Annotated in this window: 16 protein-coding genes and 1 tRNA gene; 4 read left to right on the forward strand and 13 right to left on the reverse strand. The window is 71.6% G+C overall.

Features of this window, described 5'->3' with window-relative positions:
• Positions 1 to 853 precede the first annotated feature (853 nt).
• The 3 genes from AB0E67_RS31935 to AB0E67_RS31945 all read right to left on the reverse strand — a co-directional run bounded on the left by AB0E67_RS31935 (position 854) and on the right by AB0E67_RS31945 (position 2,978).
• Positions 854 to 926 (reverse strand) — tRNA-His (locus AB0E67_RS31935).
• Positions 927 to 1,136: 210 nt separating this feature from the next.
• Positions 1,137 to 1,739 carry an oligoribonuclease gene (gene orn / locus AB0E67_RS31940; protein ID WP_073783223.1) on the reverse strand — a complete coding sequence of 201 codons (603 nt, stop codon included), beginning with the start codon at positions 1,737 to 1,739 and terminating at the stop codon, positions 1,137 to 1,139.
• A gap of 9 nt (positions 1,740 to 1,748) precedes the next feature.
• On the reverse strand, positions 1,749 to 2,978 hold the full coding sequence (locus AB0E67_RS31945; protein WP_362033353.1) for a helix-turn-helix domain-containing protein: 1,230 nt from the start codon (positions 2,976 to 2,978) through the stop codon (positions 1,749 to 1,751).
• A 994-nt stretch (positions 2,979 to 3,972) separates the two neighbouring features.
• On the opposite strand from AB0E67_RS31945, the gene AB0E67_RS31950 reads away from it, so the two are divergent.
• The gene (locus tag AB0E67_RS31950) at positions 3,973 to 4,494 is read left to right on the forward strand and encodes a universal stress protein (RefSeq protein WP_362033356.1); all 522 of its coding nucleotides are present in this window, start codon (positions 3,973 to 3,975) and stop codon (positions 4,492 to 4,494) included.
• 734 nt (positions 4,495 to 5,228) lie between these two features.
• Here AB0E67_RS31950 and glmS read toward each other — a convergent pair.
• The 3 genes from glmS to AB0E67_RS31965 form a co-directional block, all read right to left on the reverse strand.
• The gene (gene glmS / locus AB0E67_RS31955) at positions 5,229 to 7,058 is read right to left on the reverse strand and encodes a glutamine--fructose-6-phosphate transaminase (isomerizing) (RefSeq protein ID WP_362033359.1); all 1,830 of its coding nucleotides are present in this window, start codon (positions 7,056 to 7,058) and stop codon (positions 5,229 to 5,231) included.
• A 118-nt stretch (positions 7,059 to 7,176) separates the two neighbouring features.
• Positions 7,177 to 7,452, reverse strand: a complete 276-nt coding sequence (locus tag AB0E67_RS31960) for a hypothetical protein (protein ID WP_073783215.1) — start codon at positions 7,450 to 7,452, stop codon at positions 7,177 to 7,179.
• Positions 7,453 to 7,561: 109 nt separating this feature from the next.
• Positions 7,562 to 8,656: a DUF4429 domain-containing protein gene (locus AB0E67_RS31965; RefSeq protein ID WP_362033362.1), complete on the reverse strand. Its 1,095-nt coding sequence runs from the start codon at positions 8,654 to 8,656 to the stop codon at positions 7,562 to 7,564.
• A gap of 320 nt (positions 8,657 to 8,976) precedes the next feature.
• Between AB0E67_RS31965 and AB0E67_RS31970 the strand changes: the two genes are divergently transcribed.
• Entirely contained in the window at positions 8,977 to 10,536 is a 1,560-nt protein-coding gene (locus tag AB0E67_RS31970; protein ID WP_362033365.1) for a beta-N-acetylhexosaminidase, read from the forward strand.
• A 248-nt stretch (positions 10,537 to 10,784) separates the two neighbouring features.
• Here AB0E67_RS31970 and AB0E67_RS31975 read toward each other — a convergent pair whose 3' ends face one another.
• Positions 10,785 to 11,144, reverse strand: a complete 360-nt coding sequence (locus tag AB0E67_RS31975) for a hypothetical protein (protein WP_362033368.1) — start codon at positions 11,142 to 11,144, stop codon at positions 10,785 to 10,787.
• Positions 11,145 to 11,279: 135 nt separating this feature from the next.
• Here AB0E67_RS31975 and AB0E67_RS31980 point away from each other — a divergent pair, with 135 nt between their 5' ends.
• Complete coding sequence (locus AB0E67_RS31980; protein ID WP_362033371.1) at positions 11,280 to 11,831, forward strand: GNAT family protein; 552 nt, start codon at positions 11,280 to 11,282, stop codon at positions 11,829 to 11,831.
• A gap of 15 nt (positions 11,832 to 11,846) precedes the next feature.
• Here the strand turns inward: AB0E67_RS31980 and AB0E67_RS31985 are convergent, their stop codons facing one another.
• The 6 genes from AB0E67_RS31985 to AB0E67_RS32010 all read right to left on the reverse strand — a co-directional run bounded on the left by AB0E67_RS31985 (position 11,847) and on the right by AB0E67_RS32010 (position 19,707).
• Entirely contained in the window at positions 11,847 to 12,530 is a 684-nt protein-coding gene (locus AB0E67_RS31985) for a YdcF family protein (RefSeq protein ID WP_362033374.1), read from the reverse strand.
• Positions 12,527 to 13,186, reverse strand: coding sequence for a UTRA domain-containing protein (locus AB0E67_RS31990; protein WP_362033377.1), 660 nt, complete (start codon positions 13,184 to 13,186; stop codon positions 12,527 to 12,529). The genes AB0E67_RS31985 and AB0E67_RS31990 overlap by 4 nt, the downstream gene beginning before the upstream one ends.
• Positions 13,187 to 13,546: 360 nt before the next feature.
• Positions 13,547 to 14,713 (reverse strand): acyl-CoA dehydrogenase family protein, encoded by a 1,167-nt coding sequence (locus tag AB0E67_RS31995; RefSeq protein ID WP_362033380.1) that lies wholly within the window; start codon positions 14,711 to 14,713, stop codon positions 13,547 to 13,549.
• Between the two features lie 63 nt (positions 14,714 to 14,776).
• On the reverse strand, positions 14,777 to 15,715 hold the full coding sequence (locus tag AB0E67_RS32000; protein ID WP_362033424.1) for a hydroxymethylglutaryl-CoA lyase: 939 nt from the start codon (positions 15,713 to 15,715) through the stop codon (positions 14,777 to 14,779).
• A gap of 23 nt (positions 15,716 to 15,738) precedes the next feature.
• Positions 15,739 to 17,940 carry a biotin carboxylase N-terminal domain-containing protein gene (locus tag AB0E67_RS32005; RefSeq protein ID WP_362033427.1) on the reverse strand — a complete coding sequence of 734 codons (2,202 nt, stop codon included), beginning with the start codon at positions 17,938 to 17,940 and terminating at the stop codon, positions 15,739 to 15,741.
• A gap of 144 nt (positions 17,941 to 18,084) precedes the next feature.
• Positions 18,085 to 19,707 (reverse strand): carboxyl transferase domain-containing protein, encoded by a 1,623-nt coding sequence (locus tag AB0E67_RS32010; protein ID WP_362033383.1) that lies wholly within the window; start codon positions 19,705 to 19,707, stop codon positions 18,085 to 18,087.
• 176 nt (positions 19,708 to 19,883) lie between these two features.
• Here AB0E67_RS32010 and AB0E67_RS32015 point away from each other — a divergent pair, with 176 nt between their 5' ends.
• Positions 19,884 to 20,501 (forward strand): TetR/AcrR family transcriptional regulator, encoded by a 618-nt coding sequence (locus AB0E67_RS32015; protein ID WP_351519029.1) that lies wholly within the window; start codon positions 19,884 to 19,886, stop codon positions 20,499 to 20,501.
• The last annotated feature ends 59 nt before the right edge of the window (positions 20,502 to 20,560 follow it).

Raw genomic sequence — 20,560 nt, forward strand, 5'->3', positions numbered from 1 at the left:
AACTGCAGACCCTGCTCGCGGTCTGGACCGGCGCCTGCCCCACCTGCCACCGCGACATACCCACCCCAATACCAACCTGACCAAGCACTACTAGTAGTGCCAGGTGTCGGGGCCGCCGCCGCGCCGGACGCGTCGGACGACGCGGAAGGCGGGTCGCGCGCTGGGCTTCGGTGGGGTGGGGCGGCCTTCTGGGCAGGTTCGGCTTGGCCGTGGAGGGGCCCGTCCTGCGTGGTCGGGGCCCGTCCGGCAATGCGACTGCTGGGCGGCCCTGCTGTGCGTCAGGTGGTGTGCCGGCCGGCGAAGTACCGGCCGCAGGCTGAGCAGATGAGGTGTGGCGTTGTGCCGTCGCCGTCGGGAAGGATGCGTGCGCCGCAGGCGCACGGCATGCCGATGGTGGTGGTGAGCCGGGCGAGGCGAAGCGTGCGCTCGATGTGGTCGAGGGCGTCTCGGGCGGTGTCCGTGATGAGCTGACGGGACCGACCGGGGAGGGGCCGGACGGGGCCGGGGGAGTCGGTGACGAGGCCGTAGAGTCACAGTGCCGCGTACTGGGCGTCGGGTGTCGGCCGGTCCACTTCCACCGTCGGGGGTCTCGGGCGCCCCGGAACCGGGCAAGCCCGTCCCCGGCGGGCGGCCACGCGTCACCCGTCTGTGCGGTGAGGGTGCTGTGGGGCTCAGGCCAGGTGGTGATGACGGCGTACCGGTCGTGGGCCGTCTTTCCATTCACGCTTCCTGATGGTCGCCATGGCAGGACGGTAGGCCCGATTTGAGGGGGACGTTGGGCCATGGTTGGACCGTGAATAGGAAAGGGATCGGTCCCTGACCCGTTTTCCCAGGTCAGGGACCGATCATTCAGGGTGAGTAACGGGACTCGAACCCGCGACATCCTGGACCACAACCAGGTGCTCTACCAGCTGAGCTATACCCACCGTGTCCGGTCGTTTCCGACCGGCCGAGAAAAAGTGTACAGGGTCCGGGAGGGTGCTCGCGCCACAGTTGTTCGGCCGTCGCCCGGAACCCCCGAAAGGCCCATGACCAGTGACTTCGCCACCGGCCGCGGCGTGTCCGCGAAGCACCGCCGTACCGCCCCGTACGCTGCGCGCGGGCCGGGCGGTACGGCGGAGCTCCGTGGGCCCGGCCTACGGAGCGGGCGGCGCGACGCGCTTCGCGATGGCCTTGGAGTGCTCCGAGTCCGGCCCGGGCTGCGGGACGAAGACCGCCTCGCGGTAGTAGCGCAGCTCCGTGATGGAGTCGCGGATGTCCGCGAGCGCCCGGTGGTTGCCGTTCTTCTCCGGACTGTTGAAGTACGCCTTCGGGTACCAGCGGCGCGCCAGTTCCTTGATCGAGGAAACGTCGACGATCCGGTAGTGGAGATAGCCCTCCAGCGCCGCCATGTCCCGCGCCAGGAACCCGCGGTCGGTGGAGACCGAGTTCCCGCAGAGCGGGGCCTTGCCGGGCTCCTTCACGTGCTCGCGGACGTACGCCAGCACCTGGGCCTCGGCGTCGGCCAGGGTGGTGCCCCGGGCCAGCTCGTCGAGGAGGCCCGAGGCGGTGTGCATCCGGCGCACCACCTCGGGCATCGCGTCCAGGGCCGCGTCCGGCGGGCGGATCACGATGTCCACCCCTTCGCCGAGCACGTTCAGCTCCGAGTCGGTGACCAGCGCGGCCACCTCGATGAGTGCGTCGTCCGCCAGCGAGAGCCCGGTCATCTCGCAGTCGATCCACACCATGCGGTCGTTCATGGCCCCACCCTACGGGGCGCTCCTCTGCCCTGGCAGGGCCGGGCGTCCGGTCACGTATGCGTCGGGGCCCGGCTTCCCGAGCTCCGGCACTCCCGCCGCGACCGCCGACGGCGTCACGACATGAGGCCCCGGCGTCATGGCCGCACCGCGCCGGCCCACCGCACCCGCCTGGGCGGGCACGATCGTCTCCAGCACGTCGCCGACCCCTTCGACGCCTCCGCCCTGCGGACGACGGGCCCGGTAGGCGGCCCGGTACGCGGCGGGGGAGGAGCCCAGCTGGCGCCGGAAGTGCCCGCGCAGCGCGACCGGCGAGCGGAAGCCGCAACGGCCCGCGACCTCGTCGACCGAGTACTCGGACGTCTCCAGCAGCCGCTGCGCCTGCAGCACCCGCTGGGTGATCAGCCACTGGAGCGGTGCGCTTCCGGTGAGCGAGCGGAACCTGCGGTCGAAGGTCCGTCGGCTCATGTAGGCGCGCGCGGCCAGCGTCTCCACGTCGAACTGCTCGTGGAGGTGCTCCAGTGCCCAGGCCACGACCTCGGCGAGCGGGTCGGAGCCGATCTCCTCAGGTAAAGACCTGTCGAGGTAGCGCTCCTGACCGCCACTGCGCCGCGGCGGTACGACGAGCCGACGGGCCAGTGCCCCGGCGGCCTCCGTGCCGTGGTCGGTGCGGACTATGTGGAGGCAGAGATCGATCCCGGCGGCGGTCCCGGCCGACGTGAGCACATCGCCGTCGTCGACGAAGAGTTCACGCGGATCGACGTGGACCGACGGATAGCGCTTGGCCAGCGTCGGCGCGTACATCCAGTGCGTGGTCGCCGGGCGGCCGTCCAGCAGGCCGGCCGCGGCCAGCACGAACGCGCCGGTGCACAACCCGACGATGCGGGCCCCCTCCTCGTGGGCGCGGCGCAGCGCGTCCAGCGCCTCCGCGGGCGGCGGCGAGGTGATCGAACGCCAGGCGGGCACCACGACGGTGCCGGCCCTGCCGATCGCCTCCAGCCCGTAGGGCGCGGTGAGTTCGAGTCCCCCGGTGGTTCGCAGCGGTCCCTCTTCCCCGCCGCAGACGAGCAGTCGGTAACGCGGGACTCCCGCGTCCTGTCGGTCGATTCCGAACACGGAGAGCGGGATCGAGCTCTCGAAGATGGGGCCGCCGCTGAACAGCAGCACGGCGACGACTTCTCGTCGTCGTCGGCCGCTGAGCTTCCGTACAGCCTCCGTTGCGGTGGCGGAGTCCTGGCTCATGACGCTAAGCCCCCCTCGGTGTTCGCGTCTTCCTGGTCCTTGCGGGCCTGTCGCTCCTGCACTTTTCCCCTCGGTCCTGCACGAGTCCCCGGTCCTCGATACCCAAGATCGAATCTACTGCGTCCCGTGCTGCAGTCGTGACAAGTTCACCAACCGGCGTTATGTCGACAAGGCAACTTGGCGGGAAGCATTCGATCACGAAGCGTTTCACTCGGCAGCCCTCCATGGAAGGGCGCCTGGCCTTGATGGCCCGTCCCCGTCCCGTCTTCGGCGGGCAGAATCGTACCGCGCGGTCTCTTCCTTCCTGGTGGCAAGGGGGTTGATCGGCCATTTCGGCAAGGAACCTATGGGGGTGAGAAGTTGGCTGAAAATAGATGGTTGTGCATACGTGATTCAGTCAGTAAACCGGCGCACAACCCCGTTGCCCGGCTGCTTCTTTGCGCCCCCCTGGGCAGGTCGGGCGACCGATCGTCCCGTATGTCGGGGTGGTGTCGACGGGCGAACGGATTCCGGCCTGCGGGCCGGTATCGGTCCGTCGCCGGGTGGCGGGCGCCGGGGTGGGGCGGTGGAGGCGGATGGGGAGGGCGGGTGTCGGCGAGGCGGGCCGCCGTCGCGCCGGCCCCTCGCGGGGCGGTGATCCACTCCGTGCGGAGGCCGGGATTCCGGGGCGGGGCGGGGTCGCGCGGGGGCGGGTGGCGGTGCGACGGACAGGGCTGCGGAGCCGCCGCGAAGTCACGGAGGGGAACCGTCCGGGGGCGTACCGGAGTCGCTCCCGTCGGTGTACGGCGCAACCGGCATTGCCATACGAGTCCGCCTCGGGCATGCTCCGTGAAACGTCGCGCGCGCTTTGCGCGGGTCTGGGCAGTGGAGGAATGGCGCCGTACCCTTTGAGGGTAAGGGGTTGGGAAGATGATTCCCGGACACCGCTACACCGCCCGCTGACACTCTTTCCCACGTCGCTCTCCTCACGAGGACTCTCTTCGCCGAGACACCGATGGCCGGTCACGAAATCCCCGAACCCGCCGACCGCAAGCAGGTGGCCGACCCCATGTCGGGCCCGCAGGCGGCCGAAGAATCACGTCATTCCTGCGACCCTGCCTTCCAACACGGGGTCGTCGTCGGCTTCGACGGCTCGACCTCCAGCGAACGTGCGCTCGCGTACGCCATCGGCATGGCCCGCCGATCGGGTTCCGGCCTGATCATCGTCCACGTCGCCAACCGGCTGCCGACCACCGTCTGGGCGGGCTGCGAGCCGCCCGTCTTCGTCGACGTGCCCGACCACCGCACCGAGGTGCTCGGCCTGGAGCTCGCCTGCGCGGACTACCTCTCCGAGGTTCCCTGGGTGCTCGTCGAGCGTGGCGGGGACATCTGCCACGAGCTGGAGGAGGTCGGCCGGGAGTACTCGGCCGACGCCATCGTCGTCGGTTCCACGCACGGCGTCGTCGGCCGCATCTTCGGCTCGGTGGCGGGACGCCTCGCGCGGCGCGCCCAGCGCCCGGTCGTCGTCATCCCCTGAGCGGGAGAGGGGCGAGGCCGTAGGGCGCCTCGGCCGGTGGACGGCCTCATTCATTCGCGCGGTGTCCGGGCGGTGGCTGCCCCCGAGGGCCCCGGCCCGGTGCACCTCGGTCCTGCCGGTGCGTCTCGGCCCGTCGTGGATCGCGATCCGTCGCCTCCGTCGGTGCCGCTCCCGTTGTTCCGCCGTTCTCGCTGCCTCCGCTGCCTCCGCTGCCTCCGCTGCCTCCGCTGCCTCCGCTCCTTCCGGCGCCTTCGCCCGTATTGCCCGTGCCGGCGTCCCGGACCGGTCCGTCGTTCCGTAGTACGTCGCCGCGGTCGTCCTGGCCGCCACCCCCGTTGTAGGGGGCCGACCCGGTCGTGAGGTGTGATCCACTCGCCCGACGTGGCGTCAAGTCGCCTGTCGGAAACCGGCGATCCGCCGGCTGGTGGTGGTGAAGTACCGGTACGCGAAAGGTGCATAACGCTCAACGGGTTGCAGGGCGGGCGCTTGCGGCGGGCGTCCGCCGAGGGCGACGGCCGCCCGGGCGCGAGCCGTTGGTGCCGTCGGCCCCGGGTGCGCCGTGCCGTTGCCGGCTCCGCGGGCGTTCGGTATCGGTCACTCGCGAACGTGCCCGAGGGGCCGACAGGGGCCGGTACGGGAACGGCCCCGCACCCACCATGACAGCGGGTGCGGGGCCGTTCGGCCGGGTGTGCGGCGGGCGCGGGGAGGACGGGACCACCACGACCGCGGCGGGTCTACTCGACGGTGACGGACTTCGCCAGGTTGCGCGGCTTGTCGATGTCCCGGCCCATGGCCAGCGCCGTGTGGTACGCGAAGAGCTGGAGCGGGATGCCCATCAGGATCGGGTCCAGCTCGTTCTCGTTCTTCGGCACGACGATGGTGTGGTCGGCCTTGTCCTGCGGCTGGTGGGCGACGGCGAGGATGCGGCCGCTGCGGGCCTTGATCTCCTCCATCGCGGCGCGGTTCTTCTCCAGCAGGTCGTCGTCCGGCACGATCGCGACCGTCGGCATGGCGGGCTCGATCAGCGCCAGCGGGCCGTGCTTCAGCTCGGAGGCGGGGTAGGCCTCCGCGTGGATGTACGAGACCTCCTTGAGCTTCAGGGACGCCTCGCGGGCCACCGGGTAGCCGCGCACCCGGCCGATGAACATCATCGACTTGGCGTCCGCGTATTCGGCCGCCAGCCGCTTGATCTCGTCCTCGTTCGCCAGGATCTCGCTGATCTGGGCGGGCAGCCTGCGCAGCCCCTCGATGATCCGCTTGCCGTCGGCGACCGACAGGTCCCGGATCCGGCCCAGGTGCAGGGCGAGCAACGCGAACGCGACGACCGTGTTGGTGAAGCACTTGGTGGACACGACGCAGACCTCGGGCCCGGCGTGCACGTACGTGCCGCCGTCGGCCTCGCGGGCGATGGCGGAGCCCACCACGTTGACGACGCCGAGCACCCGGGCGCCCTTGCGCTTGAGCTCCTGGACGGCGGCCAGCACGTCGTACGTCTCACCGGACTGGGAGACCGCGATGTACAGGGTGTCCGGGTCGACGACCGGGTTGCGGTAGCGGAACTCGGAGGCAGGCTCGGCGTCCGAGGGGATCCGGGCCAGCTCCTCGATCAGCTGCGCGCCGATCTGACCCGCGTGGTACGAGGTGCCGCAGCCCAGGATCTTGATCCGGCGCACCCCGCGCGCCTCGCGGGCGTCCAGGTTGAGACCGCCCAGGTGCACGGTGGCGAACCGGTCGTCGATCCGGCCGCGCAGCACCCGGTCGACGGCGTCGGCCTGCTCGGAGATCTCCTTGTGCATGTACGTGTCGTGGCCGCCCATGTCGTACGACTCGGCCTCCCACTCCACGGTGGTGGGCGTGGCCGTCGTCGACGAGCCCTCCGTCGTGTACGTACGGAAGTCGTCGGCCTTCAGGGTGGCCATCTCGCCGTCGTCGAGGGTGACGACCTGGCGGGTGTGGGCGACGAGTGCGGCGACGTCGGAGGCGACGAACATCTCCTTCTCGCCGATGCCGAGGACGACCGGGGAGCCGTTGCGTGCGACCACGATCCGGTCGTTGAAGTCGGCGTGCAGCACGGCGATGCCGTACGTGCCCTCGACCGAGCGCAGCGCCTCGCGGACCTTCTCCTCCAGGCTGTCCGCCTGGGCGCGGGCGATCAGGTGGACCAGCACCTCGGTGTCGGTCTCGGAGAGGAACTCGACACCGTCGGCGACGAGCTTCGCACGGAGCTCGGAGGCGTTGTCGATGATGCCGTTGTGTACGACGGCGACCTTGTTCTCGGCGTCCAGGTGCGGGTGCGCGTTCTCGTCGCTCGGGGCGCCGTGGGTGGCCCAGCGGGTGTGGGCTATGCCGGTGGTGCCGCTGAAGCGCTTGGGGACACGGGCCTCCAGTTCACGGACCCGGCCCTTCGCCTTCACCATCTTCAGGGCGGCGGGCTTCCCGGCCGACGCCTTGCCGGTGATGACGATGCCCGCGGAGTCGTACCCCCGGTACTCCAGTCGCTGCAGCCCTTCCAGCAGCAGCGGGGCCACATCGCGCTTCCCGATATATCCGACGATTCCGCACATAGAGTCTCTGCCCCTCCATCGATGTACTTGTCGTGCCCGACGCCCGGCCCTCGCGGTCGTGCCGTCCTCACGGCCGGGCCGGCTCTCGCGGTCGTGCCGGTCCTTCGGCCGCTTCGGCTCAGCCGTAGACGATGCGGCGCAGTTGGCGGAGCGAGAGCTCCGGTGGCGCGACCGCGCGGTGCGGCAGCTCGGCCGCGATCCGCTCGAAGATCTCCGCGTTCACCAGGCCACCGGACTGCAGTTCCCGGTGACGGCGGCGCACGAAGTCGTCGGTCGTCTCGTCGAAGTACGCCAGCACGTCGAGTACCACCCGGGCGGCCTCACCGCGCTGGAGCGCGGTGCTGCGCACCAGGTGGTCGATGAGGTCGTCATGCGACGGGCGGCGTTCGAGCACTCGTTGATATTGCGGTGGAAGGGGAGCTGACGCAACAATCCTGCCCGATATCGGGCAGAGGTGAGTGTGATTACGCTCTCGAACGGGCCCGGAACCGACGGGGGAGCGGTCAGAGGCGTTTCAGTACGGCCTGCTTGGCCGCGGTGAACTCGTCCTCGGTGAGCACCCCGCTCCGATGCAGCTCGCCGAGCTCCCGGAGTCGTCGCAACAGCACGTCGTGATCGTCGGCGGCCGGTGGTGCGTCCGGGGCGGGGGCCGGGGCCGGGGCCGCCGCGGTCGGGCCGGGGGGCATGGCCGTGGCGGTGGCCGGGGGAGTCGCGGGGGCCTTCGAGAGCCGCGCCCACTCGGCCGCACCGCCCCCGTCCGGACCCGCCCCGACGGCCCCCGTCGCCGTCGCCCCGATCGCCGTGCCGGACGCCGCTGCCGCCGCGCCCGGAATCGCCGCCGCGCCCGGAATCGCGGCTGTACCCGGTCCGGCGGTGTCGGTGGTCATCGCGTTCGGGAGTCTGACCAGGACCGCCGCCGCGACCAGCACCGCCGTGTACTCCTTCTTGGACAGCCCCCACAGGTCCAGCGCGTACGGGTCGTACTCGGCCGCCGGGGCCGGCGCGGAACTCAGTCCGGCCACGCCCCGGACGAAGCGCAGATGCCCGTTCGCCAGACCGATGGACGGCATCCAGTGGACCCCGGTCACCTCCGACACCGGGAAGGCGACCGGACCGCCGGAACTCTTCACCTCCTCGGCCTTCCAGTTCCAGGTGAGCCGGACGGTCTCCCCGTCGAACGAGGCCGTGCCGTCCCCGCCGCCCCCGGCGACCGGCACCGAGGGGCCCGGCAGCAGGAAGCCGTCGGTGGGCCCGGACGGCACCTGTTCGAGCAGCAGGGCGTTGCGTACCTCCTCGACGAAGTAGTCCGCCACGCCGCCGCGGTCCTTCTCCACGGCCAGCTGATACGGATCCGCGGCGTCCTTGAGCCGGCCGTCCGCGGCGCGCAGGACCGGGCAGGCCCCGTCGCGCAGCCGCAGCCGCAGCCGGCCGCCCTTGCGGTGGGGTTCGAAGGAGATACCCGCCACTGCCCGCAGCGGGACGGCGAGCTCGCCCAGTTCCCGCCGGACGGGGTGCACCCCCCTTCCCTGGCCGGGCACGATCCGTACCGTCTCGCCGTCGAAGGTCCATGTCCCGTCGTGCTGGGTTATCTCCGCCATGGGACGGATTCTCTCAGGCGCGCTCAAGGGGAGACGATCCGCGCATTGACTGTGCGTGGGACGGGCGATACGCATGGTGATGGTTCGGTCAGGACATCCACAGGTGTGAACCCGTCGAAGGGACCCGGCTTGTGAGACTGCACAGGACACGACAGAGCTCCTCCGTACCGCCACCGCGATCGGTACGGACACCGCGCAGGGCCCGGCGCATCACCCTTCCCCGCCTCCTCGGCCTTTCCCGCCCCGTCGCTCTTCCCCGCCCCGTCGCTCTTCCCCGCCCCGTCGCTCTTCCCCGCCTCCTCGGCTCGCTGCTGCTCGTCATGGCGGCCGGTGCCGCGGCGGGCAGCGGCCCGGCCGCCGCCGCTCCCGCGCCGCGTCCGCTCGGGCAGGTGGTCCCCGCTCCCGTCGAGGCGAAGCCGGGCGGCTCCCCGTACGCCATCGCCGCCGGCACCAGGATCCGCGTCGAGAGCGCATCCCGGGAGGCCCGGCGGATCGCCGACCAACTCGCGGGCCTGCTGCGCCCGTCGACCGGCTACGCCCTGCCGGTCACCGGCCGGGGCGGCGACGGCATCCGGCTCAGGCTCGACCCCCACGACAACGCGTCCGGCGCCGAGGGGTACACGCTGAGGTCGAACTCCGGTTCCGTCACCATCACCGCGCGCGAGCCCGCCGGGCTCTTCCACGGCGTCCAGACCCTGCGCCAGCTGCTCCCGGCCCGGGTGGAGCGGAACAGCCGTCAGGAGGGCCCGTGGACGGTCGCGGGCGGCACGGTGAGGGACGCCCCGCGCTACGCGTACCGAGGGGCCATGCTGGACGTCTCGCGGCACTTCTTCTCCGTCGCCGAGGTGAAGCGCTACATCGACCAGCTCGCCCTGTACAAGCTCAACAAGCTCCATCTGCACCTCTCCGACGACCAGGGGTGGCGCATCGCCATCGACTCCTGGCCGAGGCTCGCCGCGTACGGCGGGAAGACGGAGGTCGGTGGCGGCCCGGGCGGCTACTACACGAAGGCGGACTACCGGGAGATCGTCCGGTACGCGGCCTCCCGCTATCTGGAGGTCGTCCCGGAGATCGACCTGCCCGGCCACACCAACGCGGCGCTCGCCTCGTACGCGGAACTGAACTGCGACGGCGTCGCGCCCCCGCTCTACACCGGTACGAACGTCGGCTTCAGCTCGCTCTGCGTCCCGAAGGCCGTCACGTACGACTTCGTGGACGACGTGATCCGCGAGCTGGCCGCGCTCACCCCCGGCACGTACCTCCACATCGGCGGCGACGAGGCGCACTCCACCGCCCATGACGACTACGTGGCCTTCATGAACAAGGCGCAGGCCGTCGTCTACCGGTACGGCAAGACCGTGATCGGCTGGCACCAGCTGACCGGCGCCACTCCGGTCGAGGGCGCGGTCGCCCAGTACTGGGGCTACGACCGGACGGGCGCGGACGAACGGAAGCAGGTGGCGGACGCCACCGCGAGGGGCACGAAGCTGGTGCTTTCCCCGGCGGACCGCGGCTACCTGGACATGAAGTACGACAAGGACACCCGGCTGGGCCTGTCCTGGGCCGGTTACGTCTCCGTCCGGCGCTCCTACGACTGGGATCCGGCGGCCTACCTGGACGGGGCCCGGCCCGGTTCGGTCCTCGGAGTCGAGGCACCGCTCTGGTCGGAGACGCTGACGAACAGCGCGGAGATCGAGCAGATGGCGTTCCCCCGGCTGCCCGGGATCGCGGAGCTGGGCTGGTCGCCCGCGTCCGCGCACGACTGGGACGCGTACAAGGCGCGGCTCGGCGCGCAGGGGCCGCGGTTCTCGGCGCTCGGCATCGACTACTACCGGGCGCCGGAGGTGCCTTGGGCGGCGGAGTCCCCCGGGGCGGCGTAGGGGTCCTGGGGGACTCCTGCGGGTGGCGGAGGAACCCCGGGCGGCGGAGCGAGGTGGTCCCCCGGGGCGCGGAGCGAGGTGCACGCCCGCGCCCCGGGACTCCCCGGGACCCGCCCCGCGGGCCCCGGGGAGTCCCGACCGCCAGGATCCGTTCCGCGGTCGAGCAGGGGAGGAAGTCGTCGCCCGAAGGCGAATCGATGTGATCAGTGAGCGGTCGTCGACCGCCGGCATCGGGGCCGGGGCCCGGCTCACCAGATCAGTACGCCGCCGCCCACGGACCGCGCCCGCCGGGCGGCGGCGGTGATGTTGGCGAGCCGGACCGCCACGTAGTCCTCCCAGTAGCCGCCGCGTGCGGCGAGCGTCGCCGTGTGCCGCCCCAACAACGCGCATTCCGCGAGGAATTCACCGATGTCCTCCGGCTCCACGCGGAGAACGCCGTCGGCCAGCCCGGGGAAGATCCGGGCCCCGAGCGCCCGGGTGTACCCGGAGCCCCACAGGCCGGTCCGAGTGCTCTCGAACCCGGCCATGTCGCTGCCGTCCTCCGGGGCGTCGAGCAGTCGCGACGTTCCGTCCTCGTCGTAGACGAAGGTGTGCACCAGCAGTGTCATGAACCGTCCCTCGCCGACCCGTCCCCGTTCTGCCGACCGCGTCATCCTGCCTCGCGCCATGGTGCGCGCGCCCGCGCATTGATGATGTGACCGCATCGAGATCACCATCAGGGCCCATCGACATAGGATCGCCGTATGTTCGAGGGTGAATTGGTCAGGCTTCGCGCGCTGCGCGCGGAGGACGCGGAGCACCACGTCCGGTGGCGCAACGATCCGGAGGTGGTGCACTGGGCCACGGCCGGCGACCCGTGCTTCGGCCCGGTGACGGCGGAGGCCGTCGGGCTGGCCTTCGAGGCCATGCTGCGGCTGAGCCCGAGGGAGTCGGCCGTATTCACCGTGGAGGACCTGGCCGACGGCACGGTGATCGGCATGGCGGACTACCGGGACCTGGACCCGTTCGCCGGGTGTGCCACGGTCGGCATCACCATCGGCGAGCGGGACCGCTGGGGCCGCGGCCACGGCTCGGACGCGTTGCGCCTGCTGGTGGGGCACCTGTTCGGGGCGTACGGGCTGCACCGCATCGAACTCGACACCTGGAGCGGCAACGAGCGGGCCGTCCGCGCCTTCACCCGGGCGGGCTTCCGCGAGGAGGGCCGCCGCAGGGAAACCGTGCTGGTGGCGGGCAGGCGGTACGACACCGTGTTGTTCGGGATGCTCCGCGAGGAGTGGCCGGGCCTGCCGGGCTGACCGGATCAGCCGGTGTCAGCCGGTCTCCGGGCCCGGCGGGCCCTTCGCACCGTCCGCCACGAGCCGGCTCGTGAACCCGGCCCGGCACAGCCGCTCGTACGCCGCCACCACGTCGTCGGGGACGGGGTCGGCGGCCATGAAGCCGCGTGCCGGGTAGATCATCAGGCGTTGCAAGGCGCCGACGAGCATGTCGATCACCAGGCGCTCGTCCTGGATGGAGGTCACGTACTCCTCGAACGTCATCGGGCTCGACGCGCTCACGAACACGACGCCGGGCCACAGCTTGCGGGCGGTGGCATGGGCGCGGCGTTCCTCGTACGGCTTGCTGACCAGCAGCACGGATGAGACGCGGACGCTTGTCGTTTCGAGCAGTTCCCGCGAGAAGCGGATGTTCTCGCCGGTATTGCGGGCACGCGGCTCCACGAGCACCGCACTGTCGGGGACGCCGAGTTCGAGTGCCCGCTCCCGGTAGTGCACGGCCTCGCCGCGCGGCATACGGTCACGTGTCGTCCGGCTCGTCGCGCCGGTGAAGACGATGAGCGGAGTCATGCCGCGCCGGTAGAGCCCGACAGCCGCGTCGGCCACGCCGAGGTCGTGACTCCCGAGCCCGATCGCCACCGAGCAGGGGCGCGGCTCGTGGTGCAGCAGGTGGTGGTCCCACAACCGGCGGGCGTCCGACCACTCCTGGTTGGAAATCACTGCCTATCGCCCTCACTGCGTGCGGAGTCCGGGACCTTGAATTCGTACGACCAGGTAAATCGTGAAGCGGCGTGCACACCTATGGCGAATTCGACGACGGTGCCGTTGGCCGTACAGGTGGTCCTGCGCAACTCGACGACCGGTTCACCGTTGGGCAGCATAAGGAGTTTCACCTCCTCGGGCGTCGAGGCGCGTGCGAACAGTTCCTCCTTCATGTGGTCGATCTCGTAGCCCGCGTCGTACAGCACGCGAAATCCACCGCCGGGACCGGCCGGGCCGGGGGATGGGTCGACGATCCGCGTTCCCTCCACGTGCTCAGGACGGTAATAGCTGGTCAGCGAGTGTGTTGGCCGTCCGTCTTCCTTTACGAGTCGCGCGCGGGCGTACACCGGAGCACCGACAGGCAATCCGTGAGCTGCGGCGACAACGGGCGGTGCTGCGACAAGGAGCACGGTCTGCGTCTGGTCCCCACGATTGTGCGCGCGACCGGACACCACGCGGTCCGCGATGAAGGCCACTTCGTCGCTGTCGCGCTCTGTTGGTCGACTTTCGCGAGGGAGTGAGACTGTGAGGCGAAGCGAAATGACGGACAGTAGTAAGGCGCGGCGGTATCTTTCCCGGCTGACGGGCGCATTCGGCAGGGACGGCGTGCTCATCGTTCCGAAGGACGAGACGGGCGCGAACGGCGCGGATCTCGTTCCAGGCGCGGCGCTCCGATGGCCGCCGTGTGAGTGCGGGCATCCGCAGTGTCCGGACTACGTAGTCCCGAAGGACGAGGCCTGAGGCATTGGGCAGGTTCGGAAGGGGCTCGCGGCGACAGAGGGCCGAGGAAGCGGAGAGGCTGAAGGGCGGGCCGGGGCCACGGAATGGTGGACGGCGGGGACGCCCCTGCGAGTGAGCGTCCCCTCCGCACCCCTGACCCCGCGCGCCGCCGTTTCCCGGGCGTTCCCGGGCGTTCCCGGGCGTTCCCGGGAGCGGCGGCGCGCAGGCCCTGCGGGCAGGGGGCAAGGGGCAGGTCAGGCCGGGAGGCCCAACTCCCTTGCGATCAGCATGCGCTGGACCTCGCTCGTGCCCTCGCCGATCTCCAGGATCTTGGAGTCGCGCCACATCCGGGCCACCGGGTACTCGTTCATGAAGCCGTAGCCGCCGTGGATCTGGGTGGCCTCGCGGGCGTTGTCCACCGCGACCGTCGAGGAGTACAGCTTCGCGATCGCCGCCTCCTTCTTGAAGGGCTCGCCCGCCACCAGGCGGGACGCCGCGTCGCGCCAGCCGAGGCGGGCCATGTGGGCGCGGGCCTCCATGTCGGCGATCTTGAACTGGATGGCCTGGTTGGTGCCGATCGGCCGGCCGAAGGCGTGGCGCTCGTGCGCGTACTTCACCGACTCGTCCACGCAGCCCTGCGCCAGGCCCGTGGACAGGGCGGCGATGGCGATCCGGCCCTCGTCGAGGATGCGCAGGAACTGCGCGTAGCCCCGGCCCTCCTCGCCCAGCAGGTTGTCCAGCGGGACGCGGACGTCGGTGAAGGACAGTTCGCGGGTGTCCGAGGCGTTCCAGCCGACCTTGGAGTACGGGGCGGCGACGGTGAAGCCGGGGGTGCCGGACGGGACGATGATCGAGGAGATGAGCGGGGTGCCGTTCTCCTTGCGGCCGGTCACCGCCGTGACCGTGACCAGGTCCGTGATGTCCGTACCGGAGTTGGTGATGAAGCACTTCGAACCGTTGATCACCCACTCGCCGGTGGCCTCGTCGCGCACCGCCGTCGTGCGCGTGCCGCCCGCGTCCGAGCCGGCCTCCGGCTCGGTCAGGCCGAACGCGCCGAGCGCCTCGCCCGCGCACAGCCTCGGCAGCCACTTCCGCTTCTGCTCCTCCGTGCCGAAGCGGTAGACCGGCATCGCGCCGAGCGACACCCCGGCCTCCAGGGTGATCGCCACGGACGAGTCGACCCGGGCCAGCTCCTCCAGGGCGATCCCGAGGGCGAGGTAGTCCCCGCCCATGCCGCCGTACTCCTCCGGGAACGGCAGCCCGAACAGACCCATCCGTCCCATCTCCCGCACGATTTCGTACGGGAACTCATGACGCTCGTAGAAGTCCCCGATCTTCGGGGCGACCACATCGTGCGCGAACTCCTCGACGGTGCGCCGCAGTTCCTCGTGCTCGGCGGTCAGCCGGTGGTCCAGGGGCATGGCAGGTCACTCCTTGTGGGCGACTGGGACGGTGCGGGGGGCAGGGGGCGCGCATGGCGGTGGTCACCGCGCCGACAGCGCGCGGACGGTACGGGAGGGGCTGGGGCGGCCCAGTCGCCCGGCGAGCCACACGCTGGTGGCGGTGAGCGCGTCGAGGTCGACCCCGGTCTCGATGCCGAGGCCGTCGAGCATCCACACGAGGTCCTCGGTGGCGAGGTTGCCGGTCGCGCTCTTCGCGTACGGGCAGCCTCCGAGGCCGCCCGCCGAGGCGTCCACGGTGGTCACCCCGTGCTGGAGAGCGGCGAGGGTGTTGGAGAGGGCCTGGCCGTACGTGTCGTGGAAGTGCACCCCGATGGTGTCGGTGCGCACGCCCTCCTCGTTCAGCTCGGACAGCAGGTCCAGTACGTGACCGGGCGTGGCCACGCCGATGGTGTCGCCCAGGGACAGCTCGTCGCAGCCCAGGTCCATCAGCGCCTTCGCGACCCGGACGACCTGGTGGACGGGGACGGGCCCCTCCCACGGGTCGCCGAAGCACATCGACAGATAGCCCCGGACGTGCACCTTGTCGTCCTTGGCGCGGGACACGACCGGCTCGAACATGGCGAGCGACTCGGCGATCGTGCGGTTGAGGTTGCGGGAGGCGAACGTCTCGGTCGCCGAGCCGAACACGGCGATGCGGCGGGCGCCGAGCGCCAGCGCCCGGTCCAGCCCGCGCTCGTTCGGCACGAGGACCGGCAGGGCCACGCCCCCGATGTCGCGGAGCCGGGGGAACAGGTCCTCCGCGTCGGCCAGTTGGGGCACCCACTTGGGGTGCACGAAGCTGGTGGCCTCGATGGTGGTCAGGCCGGCCGCGGTGAGGCGGTGGATGAACTCCGCCTTCACCTCGGTCGGTACGACGGTCTTCTCGTTCTGGAGCCCGTCGCGGGCGCCGACCTCGTGGATGCGCACCCGGGGCGGCAGATCCTGGGTGGGCACGGTCATGGGCAGGGTGCGGGGGGTCATGCGGTCCTCCCCGGAGGTCGTGGTCATGCGTCCTCCCCGGGAGACGTGGCGGGCGCGTCGCCGGGACCGGTTCCGGCGGGGGCCACGACGGCCAGGACCTGGTCCATGGCGACCGTGGCACCGGCGGTCACGTCCAGTTCGATCACGGTCCCGGCGTGCGGGGCGGAGATGACGTGCTCCATCTTCATCGCCTCGACGACGAGCAGGCTCTGACCGGCCGCGACGTCGTCCCCGACGGCCACCTTCACGACGGTGACGGTGCCCGGCATGGGGGCGGCGAGGGTGTCGGCGCCGGAACGGGCGGCCCCGGCCAGCGACGCCGCCACCGGGTCGTGGTCCTGCACGTGCCAGGTGTCGCCGTCCCGGCCCAGCCAGACCCCGTCCGGGGCGGCCGCGTAGGTGAACGCGTGGGTGACACCGGCGAGTTCGACGACGATGCGGTGCTCGGAGATCTCGACCGCCCGCGCCGTCTCCCGGCAGCCGGGCATCGGGGCGAGCGGGCCGCACGCGCCCGTCGCGGGCTCCGGCGGCTCCGCGCCCTCCCCGACATGGCCGAACGCCAGCTCGGCGCCCGTCGCGCGGGTGCGCAGCGAGACCTGCACGGGGTCGCGGCCCGGCAGCCGGAAGTCGAACACGGTACGGGCCGGGGTGCCGCCCAGCCGCCAGCCGTTCGGCACCGAGAACGGGTCCACCCAGCCGTTCGGCGACGAGGACGGGTCCACCCAGCCGTTCGGCGACGAGGACGGGTCCACCCAGCCGTTCGGCACCGAGAACGGGCCACTCCCGCCGGAGGAGTCCTTCGGGGCGTCGGGTCCGGGGGACTGCCGCAGCAGCGCCGCCGCCGCGTACACCTCCTCCGGCACGCCCTCCGGCACCAGATCGTCGACCTCGCGTTCCACCAGGCCGGTGTCCAGTTCGCCCGCCGCCACCGCCGGGTGGGCGAGCAGACGGCGCAGGAAGCCGGCGTTCGTCGGGACGCCGAGGATCACCGTGTCCGCGAGCGCGGCGCGCAACCGACGCAGCGCGGCGGCCCGGTCGGGCCCGTACGCGATGACCTTCGACAGCATCGGGTCGTACAGGCTGCCGACCTCGCCGCCCGCGCGCAGCCCGGAGTCCGTGCGCACGCCGTCGCCCTGCGGCTCGTGCAGCGCGAGGACCGTGCCGCCGGACGGCAGGAAGCCGCGGGACGGGTCCTCGGCGCAGACCCGGGCCTCGATCGCGTGACCGGTGAGCGTGATGTCCCGCTGTTCGTACGGAAGTTGCTCGCCCGCAGCGACCCGCAGCTGCCACTCCACCAGGTCCAGGCCGGTGATCAGCTCGGTGACGGGGTGCTCGACCTGGAGGCGGGTGTTCATCTCCATGAAGCAGTACGCGGCCGGGTCGTCGCCCGGGACGATGAACTCGACCGTGCCCGCGCCGACGTAGCCGCAGGAACGGGCCGCCTGGACGGCCGCCTCGCCCATCGCCGCCCGGGTCTCCTCGTCGAGCAGGACGGACGGCGCCTCCTCGATGATCTTCTGGTGGCGGCGCTGGAGGGAGCACTCGCGCTCGCCGAGGTGGACCACGTTGCCGTGGGTGTCGGCCAGCACCTGGATCTCGATGTGCCGGGGCCGGTCGATCCACCGCTCCACGAGCAGGGTGTCGTCGCCGAACGAGGCGCGGGCCTCGCGCCGGGCGGCGGCGATCTCGTCCGCGAGCAGCGCCTCGTCACGCACCAGCCGCATACCCTTGCCGCCGCCGCCCGCCGAGGGCTTCAGCAGCACGGGTGTGCCGATCTCCCGCGCCGAGTCGACCAGTTGGGCGTCGGTCAGTCCCGTACCGGAGGAGCCCGGTACCACCGGAACCCCGGCCGCCGCGACCGTCTCCTTGGCCCGGATCTTGTCGCCCATCAGCGAGATGGCGTCGGCGGGCGGGCCGATGAAGACCAGCCCCGCCTCCGCGCAGGACCGCGCGAAGCCCGCGTTCTCGGCGAGGAACCCGTACCCGGGGTGGACGGCCTGGGCGCCGGTGCGGCGGGCGGCGTCCAGCAGCGCGGGCACGCTCAGGTAGCTCACGGCGGCGGGCGCGGGGCCGATCCGTACCGCCGTGTCGGCCTCCCGCACATGGCGGGCGTCCGCGTCCGCGTCGCTGAACACGGCGACCGAGCGGACGCCGAGGGCGCGCAGCGTACGGATGACCCGTACCGCGATCTCGCCGCGGTTGGCGACGAGAACGGTGTCGAACATCGTCATCTGTTCCTCACATCGCATCCGGAGGTCATCTGCTGCACCTCGCACCTGGGGGTCATCCGCACCTCGCGTCCGGAAGGCACCCGCTCCCCATCGCTTCCGGAGGTCATCCGTTCCTCACGCATGGAAGGCACCCCTTCCTCACATCCGGAAGACGCCGAAGCCGGGCGCGGCGGGGTCCTTTTGGGGAAGTGGAGCGTTTGCGCACGCGGTCAGGGCGAGCCCCAGCACCTGCCGGGTCTCCGTCGGGTCGATCACACCGTCGTCCCAGAGCCGGGCCGTGGCGTAGTAGGCGTTGCCCTGGGTCTCGTACTGTTCGCGGATCGGGGCCTTGAACGCCTCCTCGTCCGCCGCGCTCCAGTCGTCGCCCAGCTGGTCGCGCTTGACCGTGGCGAGGACGGAGGCGGCCTGCTCGCCGCCCATGACGGAGATCTTCGCGTTGGGCCACATCCACAGGAAGCGGGGGGAGTAGGCCCGGCCGCACATGGAGTAGTTGCCCGCCCCGTACGAGCCGCCGACCACCACCGTCAGCTTCGGTACGCGGGTGCAGGCGACCGCCGTCACCATCTTCGCGCCGTGCTTGGCGATGCCGCCGGCCTCGTAGTCGCGCCCCACCATGAAGCCCGAGATGTTCTGGAGGAAGACCAGCGGGATGCCGCGCTGGTCGCACAGCTCGATGAAGTGGGCACCCTTCTGGGCGGACTCGGAGAACAGGATGCCGTTGTTGGCGACGATCCCGACCGGGTGGCCGTGGATGTGGGCGAAGCCGGTGACCAGCGTCGTGCCGTACTCCGCCTTGAACTCGCCGAACCGTGAGCCGTCCACCACCCGGGCGATCACCTCGCGCACGTCGTACGGCGTGCGCGAGTCGACGGGGACGGCCCCGTACAGCCCGACGGGATCCGCCTTCGGCTCCTCGACCGGCCGCACCGGCCACGGCAGCGCCCCGCGCCGCGGCAGCGTGGAGACGATGTTCCGCACGATCCGCAGCGCGTGCGCGTCGTCCTCGGCGAGGTGGTCGGTCACGCCGGACGTACGGGAGTGCACCTCGCCGCCGCCCAGCTCCTCGGCGGTCACGACCTCGCCGGTCGCCGCCTTCACCAGCGGCGGGCCGCCCAGGAAGATCGTGCCCTGGTTCCGTACGATCACGGCCTCGTCGCTCATCGCGGGGACGTACGCCCCGCCCGCCGTGCACGAGCCCATGACGGCGGCGATCTGCGGAATGCCCGCCCCCGACATCCGGGCCTGGTTGTAGAAGATCCGGCCGAAGTGCTCCCGGTCCGGGAAGACCTCGTCCTGCATCGGCAGGAAGGCGCCGCCGGAGTCGACGAGGTACAGGCAGGGGAGACGGTTCTCCAGCGCCACCTCCTGCGCGCGCAGGTGTTTCTTCACCGTCATCGGGTAGTACGTGCCGCCCTTGACGGTCGCGTCGTTGGCGACGATCACGCACTCCCGGCCGCTGACCCGGCCGATCCCCGAGATCACCCCGGCCGCCGGGGCGGCGCCCCCGTACAGCCCCTCGGCCGCCAGCGGGGCCAGCTCCAGGAACGGGGAGCCCGGATCGAGCAGCGTGTCCACCCGGTCGCGGGGCAGCAGCTTGCCGCGTGCCACATGCCGGGCACGGGCCCGCTCGCCCCCGCCCAGCCTGGCCGTGGCGAGCCGCGCGCGCAGCTCGTCGGTGAGCGCGAGATGCGCCGCCTCGTTGGCCTGCCAGGTCTCGGAGGCGGGATCCGCCGCGCTCACCAGCACCGGTGCCTGCTGCATCGTGTCGAGCCCCCTTGCCCGTACCGCTCGCTGTCCGTACCGCTGTCCACGTACCGCTGTCCACTGTTGTCCGTACGGTCGGCCACTGCCGTCGCGCGGTCGAGTTGTTAATGACCGTTAACGTCTCTCGCCTTCAGGTTAACGAGCGCTAACAGGGTTGTCTAGAATGAATCCTCATGAGCACCAACGCCGCCGCCCGCGTCGCGGCCCCCACCCGCCGCGAGCAGATCCTCAAGGAGGCCGCCCGCCTCTTCGCCGAGCGCGGCTTCCACGGCGTCGGCGTCGACGAGATAGGGGCCGCCGTCGGTATCAGCGGCCCGGGCCTCTACCGGCACTTCCCCGGCAAGGACGCGATGCTCGCCGAACTGCTGGTCGGCATCAGCGAGCGACTGCTGGCCGGCGGGCGGCTGCGGGTGTCGGAGGACGCGGCCCGCGCGGACGGCTCCCCGCGGGCCCTGCTGGACGCGCTCATCGAGGGGCACATCGACTTCGCCCTCGACGACCGCCCCCTCATCACCCTGCACGACCGCGAGCTGGACCGCCTCCGGGACGCCGACCGCAAACGGGTCCGCCAGCTCCAGCGGCAGTACGTCGAGGTGTGGGTGGACGTCGTCCGCGAGCTGTACCCGGACCTGCCCGAGCACGAGGCGCGCGCCGCCGTCCACGCCGTCTTCGGTCTGCTGAACTCGACCCCGCACCTGGGGCGCCCCGACGCGCGGCCGGACCGCGCGGACACGGCCGCGCTGCTGCAGCGACTGGCGCGCGGTGCGTTCGAGGCGGCGGCCTGCCGCTAAGGGCTCCGTCACTGCGCCGCCGCCGGTCCCTCGGCAGGGGAAGGCCCGTGCATGGGGGC

The sequence above is a fragment of the Streptomyces sp. NPDC032161 genome, assembly GCF_040636995.1.
Lineage (GTDB): Bacteria > Actinomycetota > Actinomycetes > Streptomycetales > Streptomycetaceae > Streptomyces.

Excerpts from the sequence above, each read along its gene's own strand:
- AB0E67_RS32010 (WP_362033383.1), bottom strand. The coding sequence starts at position 19,707 with ATGCAGCAGGCACCGGTGCTGGTGAGCGCGGCGGATCCCGCCTCCGAG.
- AB0E67_RS31980 (WP_362033371.1), top strand. The coding sequence starts at position 11,280 with ATGTTCGAGGGTGAATTGGTCAGGCTTCGCGCGCTGCGCGCGGAGGAC.
- glmS (WP_362033359.1), bottom strand. The coding sequence starts at position 7,058 with ATGTGCGGAATCGTCGGATATATCGGGAAGCGCGATGTGGCCCCGCTG.
- AB0E67_RS31975 (WP_362033368.1), bottom strand. The coding sequence starts at position 11,144 with ATGACACTGCTGGTGCACACCTTCGTCTACGACGAGGACGGAACGTCG.
- AB0E67_RS32005 (WP_362033427.1), bottom strand. The coding sequence starts at position 17,940 with ATGTTCGACACCGTTCTCGTCGCCAACCGCGGCGAGATCGCGGTACGG.
- AB0E67_RS31970 (WP_362033365.1), top strand. The coding sequence starts at position 8,977 with ATGGCGGCCGGTGCCGCGGCGGGCAGCGGCCCGGCCGCCGCCGCTCCC.
- AB0E67_RS32000 (WP_362033424.1), bottom strand. The coding sequence starts at position 15,715 with ATGACCCCCCGCACCCTGCCCATGACCGTGCCCACCCAGGATCTGCCG.
- orn (WP_073783223.1), bottom strand. The coding sequence starts at position 1,739 with ATGAACGACCGCATGGTGTGGATCGACTGCGAGATGACCGGGCTCTCG.
- AB0E67_RS31950 (WP_362033356.1), top strand. The coding sequence starts at position 3,973 with ATGGCCGGTCACGAAATCCCCGAACCCGCCGACCGCAAGCAGGTGGCC.
- AB0E67_RS31995 (WP_362033380.1), bottom strand. The coding sequence starts at position 14,713 with ATGCCCCTGGACCACCGGCTGACCGCCGAGCACGAGGAACTGCGGCGC.
- AB0E67_RS31965 (WP_362033362.1), bottom strand. The coding sequence starts at position 8,656 with ATGGCGGAGATAACCCAGCACGACGGGACATGGACCTTCGACGGCGAG.
- AB0E67_RS31990 (WP_362033377.1), bottom strand. The coding sequence starts at position 13,186 with ATGAGCACGCCGTCCCTGCCGAATGCGCCCGTCAGCCGGGAAAGATAC.
- AB0E67_RS32015 (WP_351519029.1), top strand. The coding sequence starts at position 19,884 with ATGAGCACCAACGCCGCCGCCCGCGTCGCGGCCCCCACCCGCCGCGAG.
- AB0E67_RS31945 (WP_362033353.1), bottom strand. The coding sequence starts at position 2,978 with ATGAGCCAGGACTCCGCCACCGCAACGGAGGCTGTACGGAAGCTCAGC.